25 protein-coding genes are annotated in these 20,419 nt (G+C 62.5%); 13 read left to right on the top strand and 12 right to left on the bottom strand.

The window, feature by feature from the left end:
• The first annotated feature begins 223 nt into the window (after nt 1-223).
• The gene (locus E0W60_RS35825) at nt 224-658 is read left to right on the top strand and encodes a GNAT family N-acetyltransferase (protein ID WP_135707551.1); all 435 of its coding nucleotides are present in this window, start codon (nt 224-226) and stop codon (nt 656-658) included.
• Between the two features lie 187 nt (nt 659-845).
• Here the strand turns inward: E0W60_RS35825 and E0W60_RS35820 are convergent, their stop codons facing one another.
• The 7 genes from E0W60_RS35820 to E0W60_RS35790 form a co-directional block, all read right to left on the bottom strand.
• On the bottom strand, nt 846-1,097 hold the full coding sequence (locus E0W60_RS35820) for a hypothetical protein (RefSeq protein WP_135707549.1): 252 nt from the start codon (nt 1,095-1,097) through the stop codon (nt 846-848).
• A complete protein-coding gene (locus E0W60_RS35815; RefSeq protein ID WP_135707547.1) occupies nt 1,094-4,207 on the bottom strand; it encodes a helicase-related protein in 3,114 nt (1,037 codons plus the stop codon). Before E0W60_RS35815 ends, E0W60_RS35820 begins: the two co-directional genes overlap by 4 nt.
• 77 nt (nt 4,208-4,284) lie before the next feature.
• Nucleotides 4,285-4,992: a hypothetical protein gene (locus E0W60_RS35810; protein ID WP_135707545.1), complete on the bottom strand. Its 708-nt coding sequence runs from the start codon at nt 4,990-4,992 to the stop codon at nt 4,285-4,287.
• A 62-nt stretch (nt 4,993-5,054) separates the two neighbouring features.
• Nucleotides 5,055-5,840, bottom strand: a complete 786-nt coding sequence (locus tag E0W60_RS35805; RefSeq protein ID WP_135707543.1) for a hypothetical protein — start codon at nt 5,838-5,840, stop codon at nt 5,055-5,057.
• A gap of 116 nt (nt 5,841-5,956) precedes the next feature.
• Complete coding sequence (locus E0W60_RS35800; RefSeq protein ID WP_135707541.1) at nt 5,957-6,439, bottom strand: hypothetical protein; 483 nt, start codon at nt 6,437-6,439, stop codon at nt 5,957-5,959.
• 85 nt (nt 6,440-6,524) lie between these two features.
• Nucleotides 6,525-6,734, bottom strand: coding sequence for a hypothetical protein (locus E0W60_RS35795; protein WP_041688732.1), 210 nt, complete (start codon nt 6,732-6,734; stop codon nt 6,525-6,527).
• 166 nt (nt 6,735-6,900) lie between these two features.
• Complete coding sequence (locus E0W60_RS35790) at nt 6,901-7,422, bottom strand: hypothetical protein (protein ID WP_135707539.1); 522 nt, start codon at nt 7,420-7,422, stop codon at nt 6,901-6,903.
• A 159-nt stretch (nt 7,423-7,581) separates the two neighbouring features.
• Between E0W60_RS35790 and E0W60_RS35785 the strand changes: the two genes are divergently transcribed.
• The 4 genes from E0W60_RS35785 to E0W60_RS35770 are packed head-to-tail and all read left to right on the top strand — an operon-like array spanning nt 7,582 to nt 11,092.
• Nucleotides 7,582-8,031 carry a hypothetical protein gene (locus E0W60_RS35785; RefSeq protein ID WP_135707538.1) on the top strand — a complete coding sequence of 150 codons (450 nt, stop codon included), beginning with the start codon at nt 7,582-7,584 and terminating at the stop codon, nt 8,029-8,031.
• Complete coding sequence (locus E0W60_RS35780; protein ID WP_135707536.1) at nt 8,031-9,491, top strand: 3'-5' exonuclease; 1,461 nt, start codon at nt 8,031-8,033, stop codon at nt 9,489-9,491. Before E0W60_RS35785 ends, E0W60_RS35780 begins: the two co-directional genes overlap by 1 nt.
• Before the next feature lie 10 nt (nt 9,492-9,501).
• Nucleotides 9,502-10,731 (top strand): DUF1173 family protein, encoded by a 1,230-nt coding sequence (locus E0W60_RS35775; protein ID WP_135707534.1) that lies wholly within the window; start codon nt 9,502-9,504, stop codon nt 10,729-10,731.
• The gene (locus tag E0W60_RS35770) at nt 10,721-11,092 is read left to right on the top strand and encodes a hypothetical protein (protein WP_135707532.1); all 372 of its coding nucleotides are present in this window, start codon (nt 10,721-10,723) and stop codon (nt 11,090-11,092) included. The genes E0W60_RS35775 and E0W60_RS35770 overlap by 11 nt, the downstream gene beginning before the upstream one ends.
• Nucleotides 11,093-11,099: 7 nt before the next feature.
• Here E0W60_RS35770 and E0W60_RS35765 read toward each other — a convergent pair whose 3' ends face one another.
• Nucleotides 11,100-11,282 (bottom strand): hypothetical protein, encoded by a 183-nt coding sequence (locus tag E0W60_RS35765; protein WP_135707530.1) that lies wholly within the window; start codon nt 11,280-11,282, stop codon nt 11,100-11,102.
• A gap of 281 nt (nt 11,283-11,563) precedes the next feature.
• Between E0W60_RS35765 and E0W60_RS35760 the strand changes: the two genes are divergently transcribed.
• The 5 genes from E0W60_RS35760 (at nt 11,564) to E0W60_RS35740 (ending at nt 15,007) form a co-directional block, all read left to right on the top strand.
• Nucleotides 11,564-12,685 (top strand): phage Gp37/Gp68 family protein, encoded by a 1,122-nt coding sequence (locus E0W60_RS35760; protein ID WP_135707529.1) that lies wholly within the window; start codon nt 11,564-11,566, stop codon nt 12,683-12,685.
• 104 nt (nt 12,686-12,789) lie between these two features.
• A complete protein-coding gene (locus E0W60_RS35755; RefSeq protein WP_135707527.1) occupies nt 12,790-13,119 on the top strand; it encodes a hypothetical protein in 330 nt (109 codons plus the stop codon).
• Nucleotides 13,120-13,148: 29 nt separating this feature from the next.
• Complete coding sequence (locus E0W60_RS35750; RefSeq protein ID WP_240746136.1) at nt 13,149-13,409, top strand: hypothetical protein; 261 nt, start codon at nt 13,149-13,151, stop codon at nt 13,407-13,409.
• A gap of 57 nt (nt 13,410-13,466) precedes the next feature.
• Nucleotides 13,467-14,057, top strand: coding sequence for a hypothetical protein (locus E0W60_RS35745; protein ID WP_135707523.1), 591 nt, complete (start codon nt 13,467-13,469; stop codon nt 14,055-14,057).
• A 53-nt stretch (nt 14,058-14,110) separates the two neighbouring features.
• Nucleotides 14,111-15,007, top strand: a complete 897-nt coding sequence (locus E0W60_RS35740) for a DNA/RNA non-specific endonuclease (protein WP_135707522.1) — start codon at nt 14,111-14,113, stop codon at nt 15,005-15,007.
• A 100-nt stretch (nt 15,008-15,107) separates the two neighbouring features.
• Here E0W60_RS35740 and E0W60_RS35735 read toward each other — a convergent pair whose 3' ends face one another.
• The 3 genes from E0W60_RS35735 to E0W60_RS35725 form a co-directional block, all read right to left on the bottom strand.
• Nucleotides 15,108-15,389: an HU family DNA-binding protein gene (locus E0W60_RS35735; RefSeq protein ID WP_135707521.1), complete on the bottom strand. Its 282-nt coding sequence runs from the start codon at nt 15,387-15,389 to the stop codon at nt 15,108-15,110.
• A 130-nt stretch (nt 15,390-15,519) separates the two neighbouring features.
• Nucleotides 15,520-16,170 carry a hypothetical protein gene (locus E0W60_RS35730; protein WP_135707520.1) on the bottom strand — a complete coding sequence of 217 codons (651 nt, stop codon included), beginning with the start codon at nt 16,168-16,170 and terminating at the stop codon, nt 15,520-15,522.
• A 16-nt stretch (nt 16,171-16,186) separates the two neighbouring features.
• Nucleotides 16,187-17,326 carry an integrase domain-containing protein gene (locus E0W60_RS35725; protein ID WP_135707519.1) on the bottom strand — a complete coding sequence of 380 codons (1,140 nt, stop codon included), beginning with the start codon at nt 17,324-17,326 and terminating at the stop codon, nt 16,187-16,189.
• Nucleotides 17,327-18,384: 1,058 nt separating this feature from the next.
• On the opposite strand from E0W60_RS35725, the gene E0W60_RS35720 reads away from it, so the two are divergent.
• The 3 genes from E0W60_RS35720 (at nt 18,385) to E0W60_RS38160 (ending at nt 20,033) form a co-directional block, all read left to right on the top strand.
• Complete coding sequence (locus E0W60_RS35720; protein WP_135707518.1) at nt 18,385-19,407, top strand: PRTRC system protein D; 1,023 nt, start codon at nt 18,385-18,387, stop codon at nt 19,405-19,407.
• A gap of 8 nt (nt 19,408-19,415) precedes the next feature.
• Nucleotides 19,416-19,838, top strand: a complete 423-nt coding sequence (locus tag E0W60_RS35715; protein WP_135707517.1) for a hypothetical protein — start codon at nt 19,416-19,418, stop codon at nt 19,836-19,838.
• A gap of 63 nt (nt 19,839-19,901) precedes the next feature.
• Complete coding sequence (locus E0W60_RS38160) at nt 19,902-20,033, top strand: hypothetical protein (protein ID WP_276609626.1); 132 nt, start codon at nt 19,902-19,904, stop codon at nt 20,031-20,033.
• A gap of 77 nt (nt 20,034-20,110) precedes the next feature.
• Here E0W60_RS38160 and E0W60_RS35710 read toward each other — a convergent pair whose 3' ends face one another.
• Nucleotides 20,111-20,344 (bottom strand): hypothetical protein, encoded by a 234-nt coding sequence (locus E0W60_RS35710; RefSeq protein WP_240746135.1) that lies wholly within the window; start codon nt 20,342-20,344, stop codon nt 20,111-20,113.
• Nucleotides 20,345-20,419 lie beyond the last annotated feature (75 nt).

Genomic DNA, 20,419 nt, shown 5'->3' with positions numbered 1-20,419 from the left:
GCAGAAGCTGGCACCAAAAGGTGCGGGGTCGATGCGTCAGGGACGCGGAATGTGGTGTGAGGATACTCGAATTCCGTATCGACGAGCAAGATGCTATGGTCTATTCGTGCCCGCCAAGCGCTGACTTCGGCCAGTTTCTGCCGTTTGCCGACGACAGGCGAATTGCCGGTAAGCGGACCGTCGAATCGCTAACATTACCACCTGCCTGCTGCGAAACTCCAAAATGTTCTCGGTCAATCGGTTAACAGTCCTTCCGCCACAGATAGCTGATCTGGAGCGTGAGGCTTCAGCGCAAGGATTCAACTTTGTTGGGCGTTTGATCGACGAGTGGCGCGTCGGAAGCAACAGGTTCGACAAGCCAGGGGAGTGTCTCCTCGGGATCACTGACAACGGAACCCTTGTAGGAATCGGAGGGTTGAACGTTGACCCGTACGTCACGGACGGCTTTACAGCACGCCTGCGTCGTCTCTATGTTGCAAACGCCTTTCGGCGTCGCGGCATAGGTGAAGCCCTCGTTCTTGAGCTTCTTCAGAATGCATCGAAGCATTTCCGTCAAGTCCGGCTTTCAACCGATACTGAATCCGCCGCTGCCTTCTATTCTCGACTTGGTTTTTGGGCGGTTGAAGATGAAACGGCCACCCATGTGAAAGTGCTGTGACGAGTGACCGTTTTCGCAGATGGCCGGATGACTCTTTGGGTCGCTCCCAGCAGGTTGGCAAAAAAAGAAGCCCTCACGAGGAGGGCTTGAGTGGAACGGGTACATCTTGAGAGGCAATTCCGTAGCGGGGCACGCTACGGAACTGATCTTAAAGTGGTTTAAGCCAGAGGCATCCCCCGAAAGTTGGTCAATTTCGACTGCCTTTCGCTGGAATGGGTCCAATCGGCCTGGCCAGCACGCTGGTCACGGCGCCACTAACCTGCCAGCCGTCCATCTCGCTCTCGGCGATGCCATGAACGAGACGATCGAGGCAGACGACTTCCAACCCGTCCGCCTCGATCGTACCGAGAATGTGGGCAACGGTCGTGCCACGCGTGCCGCGTCGCTTGATCGTTGCCAGCCCTTCTCCAATGGCGATGCTGCACTCGTTCGCTTTCATGCTGCCTCCTTGAGCAGTTCACGTTGATCCCGGGCCTTGCGGCCGTGTAGTTTGGCGAGATCGTCGACAAATTCGTCCAACAGCGTGTCCATATGCAGGAACGCCTCGTCCTCCAGTTCCGGTGTCACCCAGTCCAGGCCCGCCTCCATGGCATCCCGTTTGTGCGCCACCATCTGGTCCTGGTAGATATCTAGACTCCCGGGCAAATGGAAATAGACCACCTTCAACTGCCCCTTCCGGTTCCAGCGCAGCGCACGCCGCATCGCCTGGTACTCGATGCGCCACGTCCACGAACGGTCGTAGAAGAGGACGTAGTCGGCATTGGGCAGGTTGTAGCCCGCCCGGCCCGACGCCTTGGTGCACAACAGGCCCGTGGCAGTGCCGCCGACGAAACGCTTGTCCTTGTCGGCCACGCGCTTCGCAATCGGAATGCCGCCGTGAAACGGCACCGTCTCTACCCCCTTCGCCTTCAACTCGCTGGCGATGAGATTAATGACGCCCGGATTCTCGGCAAACAGGATGGCCTGCTTTCCCTCTGCAGCAATAGCTTCCAACCGCTTGATCACCTCGCGCTGCTTGCTGGTCAGCTGCCCCAGCACTCCGACACCCTCGACCCCATGCTGCGGATAGTTGGCGGCGAAGTGCACGGCACGGATGCGTGCCAGGATCGCAATCAGGTTGTTGGACTTCCCTTCTACCTTTCGCACGTCCCGGTACCACTGCGCGAACTCGTCGGCCGTCCGCAGATACAACGACAAATGCGCGGGGTCCCAGTCCGTCTCGACCATCTCGACCGCGGGCGGCTCGATGCGGATATAGCGGGCAACATCGGGTTCGCACACCAATCGACGCTTCACGTGCGGCGCCAACATCTGCCGGTACCGCGGCAGGTTGCCGATCTTGGGCACTTCGCGCTTGGCCCCATCCTGCAGGCTTTCGGCGAACTCCCAGGTCACCCATTCCAGCACCACGAAGTCGCTGCGGAAGCGGTCGATGCCGCGCTCGGCATGCTGCACCGAGGCGAGCCAGTTCGCTTCCAGGTAGCCACGCCGGTAGCCATACGGCTGGGCTGCCGTGCCGTCACCGCCCGTGAACGCGATAAGCCCAAAGATATCGCGCGGGTAGTTGGCAATCGGGCTGCCAGTCAGGATATAGCGCCGCTTTGCCGATAGCTGCCAGAGCGCCCGGCTCTGGTCGCTTGCCGGGTTGGACAGGCGCTCCCCTTCATCGGCCACGAGCAGGCCGACGCGACGACGCAGCCGATGCGCGTACGTGATGCGGCGCGAGGCCTGCCGGTCAACGGGCATGCGCAAGCGCTCATAGGCGATCAGGTTGAGGCGGCCAAGCTGCACCAGGTCCTCAGGCGACTGAATCACATGCACGTCCGAAGCCGGCATGACCTGCTCTAGCTCGGCGCGCATCTCGGCGATCAGCCGTGCCTCGACAACGATGAGGCCGTGCTTCACGCCGGACAGCAGGATCAGGCCCGCCGCGAGACGCGACTTGCCGCAGCCCTGCTCCCACGCGGCCACAGCACCGTTGGGCTTGAGCAGCAGCTCAACCAGGTCTTCCTGTTGGAATTGCCAGTCCAGCCACCGGTCAATGCCCAGCGCCAGCAGCCGCTTGCGCAGCCGCTCGGCCTGCCCGGGATAGCGCACGGCCATCCCCTCGTGCACGATCTCCCACGCCTGCGCCGATTTCCCGACGCTGTAGCGGGTGGTGATCTCGTCCAACGAGACGACATAACACTTGTCCCGCACCGTGTACTGGTAGCGGCCGTCAGGCTGCCGATCGAAGCGCACCGTCTGGCCGGCCTTGATAACCGGGCCGCCCCAAACCGACGAATCGACCAGATGCGTCTTCGTGGCCGTACCGACGATGGTCTCGGCGGCGCCTACGCCGGTCGTCCAGACCGCATGGCGCAAGGGCAACGCCTGACGCATGCTGCGACGCAGACGCTGGCGGAAGTGCTCGAGAAAGCCCGGTGCAAACTCCGGCTCACCGCCGGCAGACTTCACCATGGCAACGAGCGTCCCCAATGCCCCGATCGGATCAGGCTGCACCAGATAGGCCTCCAGATCCAGCCGGCCCGTGCCTGCGTAGCGAAAGCCACGGGGCAGGCGCTGGCCCTCCAGCGACACGATGCGGCGCTCCAGCACACGATTGAGCACCATCGCCTCGACGAACCCGCACTCGAATCCGAGCACGATGCGGCGCCCGTCATGCGAGATGCGTACCCGTTTCTGCGAGGCCACCGGACGCGTGATAGCGGGCCCTTCGTCATCCAGCAGCTGGTGGCCAAGCCGCGGTTCGCCATAGAGACGATCCTCGGCCTGCAGTTCCAGCGCAGGCAGCGGCTCGGCCAAATCCGACACGGCTTGCCGCACGAAATCGCGGGCGCGCATGCGGTAGCGCGCGAATACCGCAATGGAGGTGCGCACCTCCGCCCCTTCCTCCCGGAAGGCGCTCGTTGGCAGGTCGAACACGCCGACCACACGCCTTGCCGCATCGGCGAAGGGTTCGCCGTGGCCGATCACCAGGCCGGCGAACTTGTCGACGAAGGTTGTGGGCAGCAGTGCCACCACGATCTGCGCCGCGTCGAGTGCCTGGGACAGCCCATATTCATGACTCAGGGCGCTGGTGTTGGGCCCAAATCGGCCCCAGGTAGTGCAGTCGTAGGGCTTCAGGTGCGGCGACTCCAGATGGATGGAGAACGGCGGGTTAATGAGGGCAACATCGAAGCGCGTCGGATGGATTTCCTCCATGCCGGCGTGCCGAAAGCTGCCGTCAAAGCCAGCAGCCTCGATGGCATGCTGCACCGCCTCGATCGTTGGTTGGTGCACGTCCACGCCATAGAGGCTGTGCGTGCCCGCGTTCGCGAACTGCAGCAAGCGGGCCGAGCCGACCGAATTATCGAGTATCGACACCTTCCGGTTAGGCTGCCAGTGGGCGACCGCGCCCCACATCAGGCGGGCAATGGCATCGGGCGTGAAAAACTGCGACAGATGGCGCTGACGCGCCGCGTGTATCTCGCCCTGGTGCGCGATTTTCTCGGCCTGAGAGCCAAGGCTGACAAGCGCCCGCAAGGGCGCATACCAAGTATTAGACATGATGGGTTCCAGAAAAGAAAAAGCCCCGTCGGTGAAAGTCACTGACGGGGCGTAAGGGGGATGCAAGCCGTGGTCGACTATGCGGACTGAGGTGAAATGCCGACGTGCCGCTGGACGAACGCGAGAAGCGTGTCAGCGACTGGCGTGGCGAAGCGCAACTCCCAATACTCGTTGTACTGAATGACGTCGAGGCCTGGGAAGGTGCGCCGCTGCTGCGACTCAAACACATCGGCGGGATGGAACTGCGCGAGGCAGCTCGCCAGAACGGCGTGGCCATTGCGGCGTGCAAAGACCGCGAGTGCAGCGAACGCCTGCGAAACAGGCTCCAACGAGCCGAAATGCAATTGACGCGATGGCAGCGAGGCATCGCTGACCGTCTCCGATATCGCAATGAGCTTGAGCCGAACGAAGGCGGTGGAGCGGCGCACGGCCGAACTGCTGGCCAGGCCGAAGGCACGAACGAGTGTGGCCGCCATCTGCTGCTCGGCTTTCTCCGGCCCATCAGCCTCGTACGTGTCGCGCAGCAGGTTCCAGAAGCGATCCAGGTCCGGCACGACACCGGCCCGGATGGCCTCCCAGATATTGGGATAGCCGTCGACAGCCAGGCGTGTTTCGTCGATGGCGATGGGGGCACCGTCGATGCCAAACTCGACGCCGGCCCGCTGGATCATCTCGGCGACCTGCTTTCGGCAGAACCGCTTGAGGTCAGCCGACGCTGGCGTCATAGCTTGGAATCCGGAAAGGGTCTCCTCTGCGCGGAATGCCTCAATGCGTGCGTTGTACATGTACTTCTACTCCAGGAAGACGAGGCGCCCTTAGGCGCCACACGTAAAAGTTTACATGGGGCCTACGCGGCTTCCTGCATGAAGGCCTCACCGTACTCGCCGAGGAATAGCATCAAATCGTCTGCAACCTGGTGAGAGACCTTGAACTCCCAGGCGTCCTTAAAGAACACGATGTCCAGACCGGGGTAGCTGAGCTTCTCGCGGTAGTTGTACTCGACGTCGTGCACGTTGACCTGGCTGAGCGCGCCTGCCAGCAGCTGATGACCCGCCTTGGCGGCAAAGGTGGCGAGGCCAGACAGGCAGTCCGCCGTGCTCTGGTAGCTGTAGTAGCCCACCTTGCGCACCGTCCGCCGATAGCAGGCTTCGGAGGTAACGTGCTTGCGCAGGACCACCGCCGAGGCGGTGCGCTTGACTTCGCGCTTGCGGTTGAGGCCGAAGCCGGAAATGATCCGCTGGGCAGCCTGCTGGTAGGCCAGCTCCGCGCCGCCATGGCCGCCGTAACGGCGGTCCATCGATGCCCACAGCCCGTCGATGTCTGGGATCTTCCCGGCCCTCAGGGCCGCGTCGATATCCAGCCCAGCGCGCTTGTACTCGTCCTCGTGGGCGATATCGAGACGCGCGCCCTGGGGGGCAAACTCGCGCCGGGCGCGATTGACGACGCCGCTGGCGACCGAGCGGCAGAACTTCTCCAGCTCTTGCGCCGTACGGTATTCGCTGCGAAGCTCGACCGATCGATAGTGGTCAGGGATCGCGGCGACGGTCTCGCGCTCGAAAGCTGCGGCCGCGGCATACGCGGCGTGGGCTGCAGTCTGTGCGGCGATGAACTGCTCAATGATTTCCTTGTACATGGTGGTCTCTCAAGAAATGTATAGGAGACCACCCGACGGGAGGTCTCCCGAACGGGCCAATAAGGGATAGCAGGCTGACCAGCCGAGTCGCCGATCTCGTCTACCGTAAGGCTGGATTAGTGGAACGCCAGCGCCGGGCCGGTAGGCATCGGCACGAGACCCAGCGCCAGCCAGTGCGCGACCGGATGATCTGGAAAATCCGGAATCGTTCCAAGTCGGTACAGGGCTGGCACGTCCAGCAGGTCGCAGTCGCCATCCCGCAGCAAGCGGCGGTAGCGATCGCTCAAGCACAGCCAGGCCAGTTCGGCCCGGGCGACGTGATCCCACTGCGCAGGCAAGCGCGACTCATCGAACAGCGCATGGCCTGCCGCATTCATGCAGGCCACCACTTCGTGATAGCGGCCGAAATCGTGGGGGAAGCTCCTGCGCACGAATGACAGCACTTCCGGCGCGTGCACGCCGAAGATCCGGCCCAGTTGGCGGATGTACACCGCGCACTCCATTGGAGAGCGCTTGGCATAGTCATCGCTGCCGACCTGCGCGCATTCTTCTTCCCACGGTGCGGGACCGACTTCGATTTCGAGGAATTTCTGGAACATGGCGTTTCCTTGGATGTAACTTGGGGAAACGCCCCACCGGGGAGCGTTCCCCGGTGGGTAGTGGATTGGCGGCTGACCAGGACGGTCAGCCCGCAGTGGCAGGCTTCTGATCCAGATGCAGCAGCTTCGCGAGAAGCCAGCTGATGAGAACCAGGAACTCGATTTCGGCAACGAGGTGCAGCTGCATGGCAGCAAGGCGATCGTCACCAGTGGTCACAAGGAAGTACAGCGCCGCGAACAGATTGATGACGGTCGCGAGAACAGCCAGCGTGCTGATACGGGAAGAAATACGCATGAGAAGGCTCCGAAAACGGGGCCTTCCCCATTGGGAAAGGCCCCAATGGGTGAAAAAGCAGATGGCCGGTAAGCCGGCAGGGTCGATGCGCAGTAGCGCGGAGAGTGGACGAATCTTACCGCGCGTCTAACGCCGGGACAAGGACCGAACCGCGGGCCACGCAAACTCAGCCGCGCTTTGCCGCGATGCGATCTCGTCGGTTGGCCTCGCGTAGCCGGTCGACCACGGCCCAGCGCCGCTGCGCAACCTCCTCGGGGTTCTCCAGATTGGAGAAGTCAGGCAATGGGCCATCGTCGAAGGCCTGGTAGTCGTCGGGGATCTTGCCTGTGGCCTTGAGTTCCGATCGAAGCCGCTTCGATAGCCCGTAGTTGATCTCGGTGATCGCCACGTAGTCCCACCGGGCGGGCAACGCTTGTTCCGAAAACCATACCTCGCCCTCGCCGGGCGCAACCAGCGCCACCACGTCATAGATTCTGCCCGCCGGCGAGGGCACGGCCCGCACTTCGAAGCGCAGCACCTCGCTACGCGGATGCCAGAAGACACGATCCAGATAGCGCCGGAAGGTGAGTGCATCCATCAGCGCGATGTCGTCGTAGGACGGATCGCCCGGTGGAATGGCTTCGCGCTCGCCCTTCGGGCGCGCGCCGAGGGACACCTCGCGGAACTTGAGAATGGGGAGCTCAGACATGGCTTTCCGTAAAAGACGCGGCAAATTCTATAGTTTTCATGTCCACGTGCGGCGGAATTCGGGCTGAGAATGGTACGCGGCGCAACATGCGCGCCGGCCGCCTTGACTTCTCGACGGCCTCGGTATCTTGGATGTAAGAGCAATCCAAACCTTCCCGCCATGCGCTTCTCCCGCCTCGAACGCCACACACCCATCGACTTCAATACCCGTCGCCGGGCCGCCTTCGCGCGCAAACAGCAGCGCGAGCGCGACAGGTACCCGCTCTTTGCGGATCACGTGGCGGCCGAGCAGCATTCTCCCCACGAGGAACTTGCCCGGCGGCAACGGCGATCCGACAGCCTTGAAAAGACAACGCGGGCATTGTACGCACGCGTCTGGCGCGAAAAGCGCGCCAGCTACTTCTCGCTCTCCGATGACCAGCGGGCCGAGATCCGCGCAAAGTGGCAGGCTTGGACCGGGCCCACTACCGCGCTCTACTTCGCCTACATCGTGGACACCGTCAGCGGCGAGTATGAGCGACGCTCGGAAGCCGCACGTGCAGACACACTGGCCATCCGCCGACGCGTTCTAGCCTCGCTGCCCGAGCAAACTGCATTGGAGATCGCCTGATGGTCCCCACCGACGAACAGGCTTCCGTTGTCGACGCGGTCAAGGCCGGCGGGCCGCTGAAAGTCAAGGCGTATGCGGGCGCCGGCAAGACGTCGACGCTACGCCTGGCTGCCGCGGCCCGCGGCCGCGCGCGAGGGCTGTATCTGGCCTTCAACAAGGACATCGCCACCGAGGCTGCCCAGAAATTCCCGCAGAACACCCGCTGCCGTACCGTCCACTCGCTCGCGTTCAGCGCCACGCCACCGGAAATCACCCGCAAGCTGAAGAACCCGGTCGAGCCGCCGCATCAGCTCGCTTTGCGCTACGGTCTCGCCAAGCTGCGCCTGCCGACGACGATCGGCAAGGACCTCGAACTGAGCGCCAGCAAGGTCGCCCGAATGGTGATGGACGGCGCGGCGCGTTTCTGCCGCTCCGCACAGGCCGAGCCTCTTGCGTGGCACATTCCAGTGGAGTCGATCGTGAAGGAGGAGAAGGCCGAGCATCTGCGCGACTCGCTGCTGCCCTACGTCAAGCGGCTCTGGGGTGAATACCTCGACCCCGCTTCCCCGTCAGCGATCGTTCACGACGTCTACGTAAAAAGGTGGGAGCGCAGCCGGCCGCGCATTGGTGCCGACTTCATCCTGTTCGACGAAGCGCAGGATGCCGATGGCCTGATGCTGTCGGTGCTGCGCGCGCAGCAGTCCCAGGTCATCTACGTCGGAGACCCGTACCAGCAGATCTACGAATGGCGCGGCGCGGTCAACGCCATGGAGCATATTCGTGCACCTGAATGCGCTCTCACCGAATCGTTCCGTTTCGGCCCGGCCATCGCTCAACTGGCCAGCCGCGTGCTGCGGCTCATGGACGAGGAAACGCCCGTCCGTGGACAGGACCACGTTGAATCCTGGATCCTGCACGACTCAACGCCGGAACAGGATCGCTTCGACGCCATCCTGTGCCGCAAGAACGCGACGGTCCTGACCCACCTTGCCCAGGGCATCGGCCGGGGCGATCGCGTGGCGGTGCGCGCCAACGTCGACGAGCTCCGCGCCTTTGCCGACGGCGCCGAGCAGCTCATGCGCGGCCAGCGCATCGGCTACCCCGCCACCCTCGCCCTGTTCGAAACGTGGGAAGAGGTCCAGGAATATGCTGAATCGTTCGCCGGCCGCGACCTGAAGCCCCTCGTCACGTTGATCGACAACGAGGGCGTGGACTATCTGCGCCTGATCCTCACCCGCGTCTCGCCAGAGGATGAGGCCGACTACATTGTGTCGACCGTCCACCGGGCCAAGGGCCTCGAATGGGAGCGCGTGCAGCTCGCCGGCGACTTCAAGTTCAGGACCGGCGACGACGGCGAACTCACCATGGCACCGGAAGAGATGCGCCTGCTTTACGTCGCCATGACACGCGCGAAGCGCCTGCTGGATGTGAGCGAGATCCGGCGCGACCTCTACACCATGTTCCGGGAAGCCGGTGTCTAAAGGAGAGACCATGATCACCGTGCGGATTGGCGGGAACGAGTACCCGCTGGATGAGGTGTTGGAAGATCCCGGCCGCTACGCGCGCCACCTCGAGCGTGCCAAGACGATCCAGGGATTCGCGGAATGCGGCTGCGCAGAGGGCCGGCCGCGGCCCAAACTGGTGATCCGGCGACACCGCGATATTTTCCTGCTCGCGCGCTGGCCGGAACAGGCGTTCCGGCACGCCGAAGGATGCCCCTTCCACCGGAAGACCCAGACAACGCCCGGCGCCGCCGACAGTCTCGACGCATTCCGCATGCGCGATGGCCGCCACGATATCCGCCTCGACGCCTCACTTTCGGTCAGCACCCACACACCGGCCAAAACCGTCCAGCGAACGCCGAAGGGCCAGAGCACAAAGCCGCAACGGCGATCCGCAGGCCTGCTGGCGTTCCTCGAATTCGCTTGGGAGCAGGCCGGTCTTAATGTCTGGCCTGGTACCGGTGCCCGCAGCTGGAACGGCTGCTGGTCACAGTTGACGGCCGAACTGGCCGATTGCAGGATCAATGGCAAGGACGCCGACGGGCTGCTGCACGTCATGCAGCGGTGGGACCCGGCGCGGAAGTCCGAAATCCTGGCCGAGTTCGAGGCGTGGCAGGCTAGGCTTTCGCCTACCGCCGCCGGGAATCCCCGCGGCATTCTGATCGGCGAAATCGAGTCGCACGCCGCCACCCAGTACGGAGGGAAGGTCGTCCTGCGCCAGAGCACGCAGCGGTTCTTCATGTCCTCGGGACTGTACGAACGCCTGCAGGCTTCCTTTGGCACTGCGCTGGCCGGCATCGGACGGACCGAGCAACGGTGTGTCGCTGTCCTGCTCATTGAGAAGTCCCGCTCGAACTACCTGACGGTCGTCGATATTGGCGCCATGCTGGCCAACCGGCAGTTTCTGCCTTGCGACTCCTCCCATGAGGTCGCCATGGCCGATCACCTGGTCGCTCTGCGCCGGGCATTTCGCAAGCCGCTGCGGCATATCGGCCGAGCGGAGGTACACCCCGACTTCGTCCTGACCGATGTCCAGCCCGAAACGGTCATCGAAGTACTCGGCATGGCCGGCAATCCCGAGTACGACGCTCGGATGGCGAGCAAGCGCCAGCACTACCAGACTGCCGGCGTTCCTTTTCTGGAATGGGATGCGGTAGCCACGTCGATTTCCAGCGTGCGCGTGCCGCCGGCTGGCACACGGGCAGCCGATGCACGCTGATCGGATCCCGATCGCCGACGCCCTGTATGGCAAAGCGCTGGAACTGGTGCATCAACACCGCGCCGCGTCGGTTGCGCTACTGGAGCGCCATCTCGGTATCGGGCTGGACATGGCTGAAGCGCTGCTGCAACGAATGGCCAGGGAAACCACAGCCGTGCGACGCGTGCCGAGCGGCCTGTATCTCTACACGCACGGCCCCATCGGAGAAGAGTTGGCGGCACTCCACGGGTTCGCGCATGCGATCCTCGCAGCGCTCGCAAGCGACAGTGTGGCTGTCGCCGATCTGCGAGCCGCAGCAGGCCGCTACGGTCTCCCGGTTCCGCACCAGGCTGCCCCAACGCGACCGCCGCGGCGCCGCTGAACATGGCTCAGGCGTCCACAACCTGAGCCAGACAAAGCGGATCGTCCTCACCTCGTTCGGTCGGCCCTACTCGGCGCAGCGGATTTCGATGGCCGCATCCCTTGCAGATGAAAAAGAAGCCTCTCTCGTCCAGTTCTGGATCGGCCGCCGAAAACATCACCGACATCCGGCATTCGGTGCAGGTCCACATAGCAGTCCCCCGTCTTGACAATGCCCACCGCGCGATACGCTGACTCCAATGTAGCCGCGCACAAGCTAACCAGCCAGCCCAATGAAACCTGCCGCCCCTCATATCTCCCCGAAGACACCTGCCGCTACGGACATCGGCCGCGCGTCGCAGCCGCGCTCGCCAGTCAGCGTCGGGCGAGGTGTCTGCGAGCTTTGCGGCTCGATTGCATCGCACCTCCACGTCGAGGCCAACCGGCCCGAGCGCGACACACGAACCCTGGACCTGTTCGAGGACCACCAACAATGAGCGAAAACACAAAGATCGAATGGACCGACCACAGCTGGAATCCGTGGGAGGGCTGCCAGCATGTTGGCCCTGGCTGTGACCACTGTTACGCGGAGACCCGTAATGCCCGCTTTGGCGGTGGCCAGGCCCAGAACTGGGGGCCCGGCGCCCCCCGCCGGCGCACGTCCGCCACCAACTGGCGCAAGCCGTTCCGCTGGAACCTGGCGCACGCCGCCTTCGCCGCGGTGCACGGCCGCCGCCAGCGCGTCTTCTGCGCGAGCCTGGCCGATGTGTTCGACAACGCGGCGCCGATGGAATGGTTCATCGACATGCTCAATGTGTGGCGGCAGACTCCAAACCTCGACAAGCTCGTGCTGACCAAGCGCATCGGCAACGCCATGAAACGACTGGGCGACGCGTTCAACGCACTGATGCTGCGCGACGACTGCGCGGAGAATCCCTTGGTGCCGTGGCTGGCCACCTGGATCGCCGGCAACGCACCGGCCGACATCTGGCTGGGAGCCACGATCGTCAATCAGGTCGAAGCGGAGCGCGACATTCCAAAGCTGTTGCGCGTCCCAGCAAAGACCCGCTTCCTGTCCATGGAGCCACTGCTCAGCCAAGTTGACGTGTTCTCGACGATCACGGGCGAGCTGTTGCACACGTCCGGCAACGATTACAACCCTGGATCGATCGACTGGATCATCGCAGGCGGTGAGAGCGGAAGCGATGCACGCCCGATGCACCCCGCTTGGTCTCGCAGCCTGCGCGATCAGTGCGCTGCGGCGGGCGTGCCCTTCCTCCTCAAGCAATGGGGCGAATGGCACACGGCCACTGTGCTCACGACCACCGGCGAGCCGGTATTCCGAAGCTTCGAGACGTTTGAGCAGTGGGCAAACGAGGCCAGCACCTGGGTCGGCGGCGGCATCTGCCTCGACAAGCACGGCCAGCAGCTAATGAAAGGAGACGATTTCATCCGAGCGCGCGACGAAGGCCGTTTCCCGGTCACCGTCATGCATCGCGTGGGCAAGAAGGCAGCAGGCCGGCAGCTAGACGGCGTCCTGCATGACGCTTTCCCTGTAACCTCGCTTGACGTGGCAGAGGCCGGCCGGCGTGCCATCGCTCGCGGTATGGTCTGATGTGGCGGCACTGCTGATCCTCCGGCCCGTCTAACCAGGTCGGCGGTGCCGCGGTCGCATCCCTCCCTTCCCAAAGGGTCACCCGAACACATTAGAAGGCGATCATGCCCTCATCATTTTCCAACTGGTTCGTATCGACATTCGGCGTTCCGGTGCCCGAGGAGTTTGCCGAATTTCTCGCCGAACATCCGAAAGGGCTCTCTGGCGACGGCTCGGCACTGTGGGCAGCCGAAGACATCATAGAGGCGACCGAGGATCGCGATCTCAAATCCAAAGGCATCTGCTTCACTGGCACACGTGATGATCTGTATGTGTTCCTCCTGCGGGCCAATGATGGACGAGTATTCGTCGTCGATAGACACGACTACCAGTACGTAGACGCGTGGTTCAGGTCGATCAGCACATGCATTGGCTTGATGGACTTCGTCCTCTAACACCCGGCCATTCCTCAATGCAGCAACACATGAACGAAGAACAAGAGTATCCCGAACCGGAAACCGTCCTCGCCATTCGGGGCGCAATCGCCACCGGCCGGATGGGCGGCCCGATGGGCGAGCCCGGCCACTGGCTCAACGAGTTCTGGCAGATCGGCGCGGCCTTGCGTGACCACGCTGAGATGCTCCAAGGTTTTCAGGGCACGACCCGAAGAGGCCTCCTGAGCACCACAGCCCACTACCTGGCGGCCAGCAATCCAACTTCCGAACACGCCGGCGACCAGAACTGACCGAGCCCCGGCCGCGGACAGGCATAATGCCGGCATTTTTCAGCACTGGATTTCGCCATGCCTAGCGGCCTTCTACAATGCGCCCACTGCGACGGCGCGCCCACCTACGTCGCCGGCCGGCTCCAGGCCGTCATCGCCTGCGACGAATGCGGGATGTCAACGCCGCCGGTCGAGAATGATCCCAGGAATAGGGACGCCGCCTTCCCGCGACTCAGCGCCTTCTGGAACAGCCGCGTCGACCTCCGCCCGGCCGACCAGGAAGCCATCTCCATGATGGCCCGGCGTGCCCTGACCTCCTCCGACATCCCCTATTTCCTCAACCTGCTCGCCTCCACAACCAGCGACTGGGAAACCAACGGCCCCAAGTTCGCGGCGATGGCTGCAGCCCTTACCCAGCCCAGCTACGAGTTCAAGCACGTCGGCCCGCCCGAAACTGTTCTCTCGCAAGCCGCCCGCTACCAAAAGCTGCTGCAGCGCGCGAGGATCATCCATATTGACGGGGCTCCGATGGTGCGCTTCGAGCATGTACCGGCATTGGCCGCGGAGGTCGCAGAGGAAGGTTTGGCGGATCAGGATTGGCCGCTCCTCGACATGGAAGAGTTCATCGGCAAGGCCATCGACAGCCTGCCGGATCACTGGCAGCCTTGACATTGCGCAGCGGCGGGCAAGCTGGAGGCATGTTCATTCCCATGAGGTTTCCGATGACCCGCCCGCTTATCGCCGCAGTCGTTCTCGCCCTCTCGTCCCTCTCGGCAAGCGCACACGACACGGGAGAGGCTTGTGCCCACGTGCTTGCTGCGGGCCAACCCACAACTCAAACGGCGGCTCGCACGCAACTGCTGTGCTACCGCGCCTACGCCGTTCTCTACTCGAGCCAGACACGCACGGCCCTCTGGGCTGCCGAGCGTCTCACCCGCGAGGCTGTCGACGCCGCGCGCAAGCTGCCACGCGACAGCGACTTCTACGAAGAGGACCGACTGCCCGAAGCCGACCGCGCCAGGCTGGCCGACTACCGACGCGGATCGGGCATGGACCGAGGGCACCTCGCCCCAAGCGGCGACTTCCCCGACAAGGCATCACAAGCGGAAAGCTTCAGCCTCGCCAACGTCGTCCCGCAAAACAGCGTGTCGAACCGCCGCACCTGGAGCCACCTTGAAACGTCCACGCGCAGGCTGGCCCGCCAGCACGGCGCCATCCAGGTGGTGACCGGTCCCGCATTTGTCGGCACCCCGAGAACGCTGGGCCACGTGCGCATTCCCGACTTCGTCTGGAAGGCGATTTACGTGCCAGGCGTTGGGGCCGCTGTCTACATCGTCCGCAACGACGCGACGCCCGCGTACAGCGTCATTAGCGTGGCTGAGCTGCAGCACTTCTCCGGGATCAACCCGTTTCCGGCACTCCCCAAGACCATGAACGCCACGGCGATGGACCTGCCCCCTCCCACCCCGCACCCAGGTGAGAAGCCGGCCCGCCGCGTCGCGTTCGCATGGCTTGCATCGGGCGAAGCCGTCGCAGACTCGCCGGCGCCGGACGCTCTCCACCACGTGATCCGCGACGCAAGCGCAATCCTTTCGCTGGCCCTCGCCTACGCACGTTAGCCAGCCATCGCGGCCGCGGAAGGAACATGTTCCTTTCAAAAAGACGAAAGGCACGCCAAAAGACGTGCCTTTCGCGGACAAGCACCGTTCCTGACGCTAATCACTCCTGATTGACAGCATCCCGGAATCGCTGGCCGGCCTTGAACTTCACGGTCTTGGCAGCTTCCACCTTGATCTCCTCGCCCGTGCGGGGATTGCGCGCCAGTCGCTCGCCGCGCTCACCCTTGCTGAAGGACCCGAAGCCGATCAAGTTCAGGCCCTCGCCCTTGGCAACAGCCTCCATGATCGCGGTCAGCGTCACATTCAGCACCTCCTCGGCCTTGGTCTTCGTCAGCCCATCCACACCGCAGGCGATGGCGTCGATCAGTTCGGCTTTCGTCATTTTCCGTTCTCCATGGTCATAGACACCAAGATTGGACCACGCTGGCACGCCACCCTTTCTCGGAAAGACGACACAAAACGATGAGCTTTCCAGAAAATCTGTAGGAGCGTCCTCAACCCTCAAGAGCATGTCATGCCCATCGCGCATTGTTGCTGGTGGCAACAGACAACGCGAGGCCTGACCGTTCGTTGATGCTCGAAAGAAACGCCGGTCGTTGGCACACCCGCAGCAACTCCGGAACGTTCATTCCAGCCAACCACATCCCTAGCAGCTGCCCCGCTTCCGCAAGCGCCCTGGCATCGGAAGCTTGGAAGAAGCCAACCATCTCAAATAGCTGATTGGTTTCGCCATTGTCCTGCCACTCCAGTCTGCTATCAGCGAGAAGCGAACTCGCCAAGTCCTCCAGAATAGGTCCGGCAACATCCGACAGAAATAGTCCGACCTCTTCGCCGTCCCGGCGCAGATGCTGAAGTTCGAGGTACGGATCCTGATCGAGGTATCCCGCAACCGTGACCAACACCTCCAGAGCAGACTCGGCCTCCGAGAATTCGACCACGATGCAACCCCAGGGCGTTCGCAGGCCGCTTCGAGGACGAACAGCGTTGCCAAGGTCTTCCTGTGCATAAGGGCTATCTGGATCCCCGGCGAGCGCGGCGCGCGCGACCATGGCAACTGCCTCCGGCAGTTCGATCCGCGGCCAGAGATTCACCGCTTCGGGAGACAGACCCACCGCGAATATTTGTGCCAGCTCTAATTGTGAGTACTGCTTGATCTCGTACATAGGGAATAGCTCCTGGTTAAACTTGCGCGCCGCTGAGGCGCCGATAGAGGCTCTGGCGAGTGATGCCCAATTCCTCCGCCGCCTTGCTCTTGTTTCCATCGTGCCGACGCAGCGCCGCCTCGGCTTCCTCCCGAGTCACGCTGGGCCGGTCCAGTGCAGCCATAGCCGACAGCGTCGAAAGGTAGGCCCCGCTCTTGGATACCTTACTGTGGCCTGCCGCGAGTACGACAGCCTGAATCGCCTGGCGGTGGGCTTCGAGCTCAGGTGCCGAGCCTCCCTTGACTGGTGCGGGCGAACCTGAGATCTCTTCGTACAACTGATGTGCCCATCCATGACGCAAGCCGTGACTGGTCACTCCCAGCCCCTTCTTGTAGACACCGTGCTTGCGGAGTACCGCGTTGTAGTGGCTACGCCAACGCCCTATCGAGTAACTCGCAGGCGTGGTTGACCCGCTGACCGGATCCATGAGCCGGGCGGCCTCCTCCAGCACCTCCAACTGCAACCGAACGGGAACTTCCCGCTTACGTCCCCCCTTCGTCCCGTCGACCACCCGAAGCGTGTCCAGGTTCTTTAGGGCCGTGGCGATCTTGAGCGACCAGCTCTCCTCGATCCTCAGTCCGAACGCCGCCTGTAGCTTCAGCTGCACAGCCACATGCTTGTCCGTCTTGGCGATTTCCGCGATCACCATCCCCGGATCAACGCCGTTGCCCTCCCATGACTTGTCCGCCGTCGTGACGTAGGACCGTGCGAGTCCGTGTGCCTCTCTATCTGCATACTCGCCAAGGGAACGGATGAGGTCGTGCTTGCCAAGCCATTGGCAGAATGCCTTCAGATGGCTCAGCTTGTTCTCGATCGTGCCACCGACCTGGCCTTCCGCGACCCACCTGTCTACCAGCGCCTGGATATGCTTGTGGCGGAGAGAATGGGGACTCTCGATCATGAACCGCTGCTCGCGCAGTTCCACGAACGCGCGACATACCGTGTACATACGTCGCTCTTGCGTCTTGAGTGACGCGCGCTTGAGACTCACCCGAGTCTGGCTGAGGATCCTCTTCAGGTTGTCAGCCAACACCGCATGCAGTTCCGCCTTCATGCGCGTGGGGAGCTCGTACTTGGCCAACAGCCCGCGAATGTCAAAGACCGCGTCTTGCCGCATCTGCTACCTCGTTTGTCTATCCAGTCCCGACGGTCCGAGCGGCCCTGGTGTTCCCCGTAACACCGCTTGCCCACGTCCCGTCCATCGTGCCGTTTAGCCATCGGCCATGGTCCTGCTCTTCCGTATCCGTTAGCGATTCCATTGGCTGATCAGCCCTCACGTGGAAGAACGTGCATGACTGTCCCGACTGACTGATCGCGCTCACGCGCAAACCGGCCCGCCGGGCTACCCGGTTGCTGGAGGAACCGCACTCCAGCATGAACGCAGCACGGTGCAAGCACCCTGCTACGCCGCCCGCGTAACTCTTGTTGCGCTGTTTGGTGACGGCCGCGCACGCCGTTCGATAGGAGATGGATCGTCCGGTTGAGTGATCTCAACCTACGTCCTGCCCGTCAGGTAGCGACATCTGAACCGCGGTGTATCGGGTTCCAGCGTTCGCTTACCCCGCGTTTCGCAGCTGGGCAAGTGGAAGGGATGGAGGCTGCGCAGGTGTCCGGTGTCCGGTCTGCACATGTCCTCATTTTGACCAATTTCCCAAAACCGGCCGCAAAGCCAATTGGTATCGCGGTGTCCGGGGTCCTCAGTGTGGGCCAGTATCTACTTGAGCCGATTGAAAAAAATGCCGCGACATTGTGCGGCTTGGACAGACAGGCGCCCGGGGTCAATGTTGAGACGGACTTGGGCACTGATTTGCCACTCACTGGTGGCGAGGTCGATGCGTCGGGGACGCTGAAGGTATGCCAAGCATAAACCAAAGCTCCAAGCCGTCGCAACGAAATCGCCGCCAATTTCGCGAGCTTTCAGTGACTTGACTTCAATTTTTCGACGGTAGAGTGGGTCATGACGATGTGCCACGAAATTGAACCAAGACCGATCACATGGCACTTGATCAAATCATGTCCTTCGAAATGCCACTTTGCTCATCGGCGGGGAGGGACTTGGCGACATCAAGTGCCACTATGGCTGACTTGGAGCGACTTGGACTGACTGGGGCTGACCTCTTTCGGCCACGGCACATCGAACTGAGTGAACCCAAACCACCTGCAAGGAAGTGGACCATGAAGCAACAAATCGAACACATCAAGTACCCAACCTTTGCCATCGACGTCGGCTACGGCAATACCAAGTCCGCCTGGGCGCTCGGGTCGGAGATCAAGATGAACATGTTTCCGTCCCTCGCCCCGCTTGCAGCCAACACAGCCTTGAACGATTTCGGCGGCGGCGTCTTCAAGGGTCGCAATGTCATCACGGTCGAAGTCGACGGTGCACGGTATGAAGTGGGTCCGGGTGTGGAATTCAGCGGCGCCCATGTGAATACTGGTCGTGCCTTGGCGGAAGACTTCACAGCTTCCGCGAACTATGCTGCACTACTCGGCGGTGCCCTCTACTATGCTGGGGCCAGGGAAGTAGAACGCTTAGTATTGGGCCTCCCGGTCCACAACACACAGAAGTATGCCGCCCACCTCAAGGACCGTTTCGCCGGCGACCATGACTTCGGATGGGGCAACGTCCATATTGGCAGTGTGCTTCCCTTGCCGCAGCCGCTTGGCACACTCATCAACTATATCCAGCAAAGCGGCAAGGCCTACGATCCTGACAACGCCTACCTTGTCATCGACGTGGGCTACTTCACCACGGACTGGGTGGTTGCCCGCGGCTATACGGTTCACGATACCCGCAGTGGCGGAGTACCAGGCGGGGCGGCACGCATCCATCAGCAGGTCGCAAGCCTGATTACCGCGGATCGTGGCGAAACAGTCGACGGCATCGAGCGCATTGACAAGGCCATCCGAGAGGCCAAGCCCCTCGTGTATTTCGGCCAAAATCTGGATGTCGGCCCCTACCTCGCCGAGGCAATGGCGCTCACCCATCAACCGGTCAAAGAGATCCAGAGCCGTGTCGGACGCACCGATGATCTTCGAGCCATCATCCTGACTGGTGGGGGCGCACAGCTCTATGCTCCGGCGATTCGCGCGGCCTTCCCGCTTAACGTCATCCACATGATGGAGGCCCCCTGCTTCGCGAACGTTCGTGGCTTCTACACAATCGGCGCAGCACAGCAGGCTACCCGCACCGCCTGAGGCATTCAATGGACGACAAGCTTCAGATGACCGTGACGCTGTCAGAACCCGAACTGCTGGCATACCTGCGGCAATTTTCCGGGGCACGCGAGCGGTCCTTCATGCTGCGCATGCTGGCGTTGCGCGGCCTTCAGTCCGGCAGGTCAGGTGTATCGGATAATCACCTTTGGCCTCCGATGGCAGGTTCACCAACGCATACCCGTCCGGAGCAGGTCCCTGTGGCCGTGCCTTCTCCGCCTCTGCAGGAGACGCGCATACCTGAGCCGGCTGTGCCCACTCTGCAATACCAAGCCTCGATGCCAACCCCGGCAACGACTCCGGCTCCCCCCGCCAGTGGGGTGACGAATTCTCCGGCGACCGGTCCTGGCAACACGGACCCTTTGGCCGGCATCGACATCGACGCGCTCAATAACGCAATCGCCCGCTACTAAGCCGATGGCTTGACATCGTCCTCTTGTGTGGCAAGCTGCAACAAACTTTCAGGAGAAACGGACATGACATTCTTCGACTATCTTTCGACCAACCACGACATCAACCGATTTGTATTCGCAGTCGTGATCTGCTACTGCGTCATCGAGGGGGTAGTGTACTACTATCGCGGCGTCAAGGCGCGCAAGGCAGGCTGACCCCGTAGCCAGCAACGCGCCGCAAACGAAAAAAGCCCAGCAATATGCTGGGCTTTGTCGTTAAGGGGAAGGCCGGATTAGTGCAGCGTCGGCAAGCAGAAATCGAATGCAGAATCGAGAGACAGGCTGCGTTCTACCAACACCATCCGGCCAGCGTCGTCGCGGCGATAGATGTGGAAGAACTGGGCCTCCGACTGGCCAGCCTGCACGTCACGGTTCGGCGTGCTGCGCATAGCGTGAATGTGCAGCTTATTGACGATCATGGTGAAGCCCTTCTGCGGCATTGCATTCTCCAGAGAGACCTGCCACATGGGGGACTCCGCCCCTGTGGGTCGGTCCCACAGGGCAGAGGTTGAAAAGTGATGCCACCAGGCGGTGGCGGAAAG

It is taken from the genome of Cupriavidus oxalaticus (assembly GCF_004768545.1).
Lineage (GTDB): Bacteria > Pseudomonadota > Gammaproteobacteria > Burkholderiales > Burkholderiaceae > Cupriavidus > Cupriavidus oxalaticus_A.
This window is presented reverse-complemented; position numbering and strand designations above follow the sequence as displayed.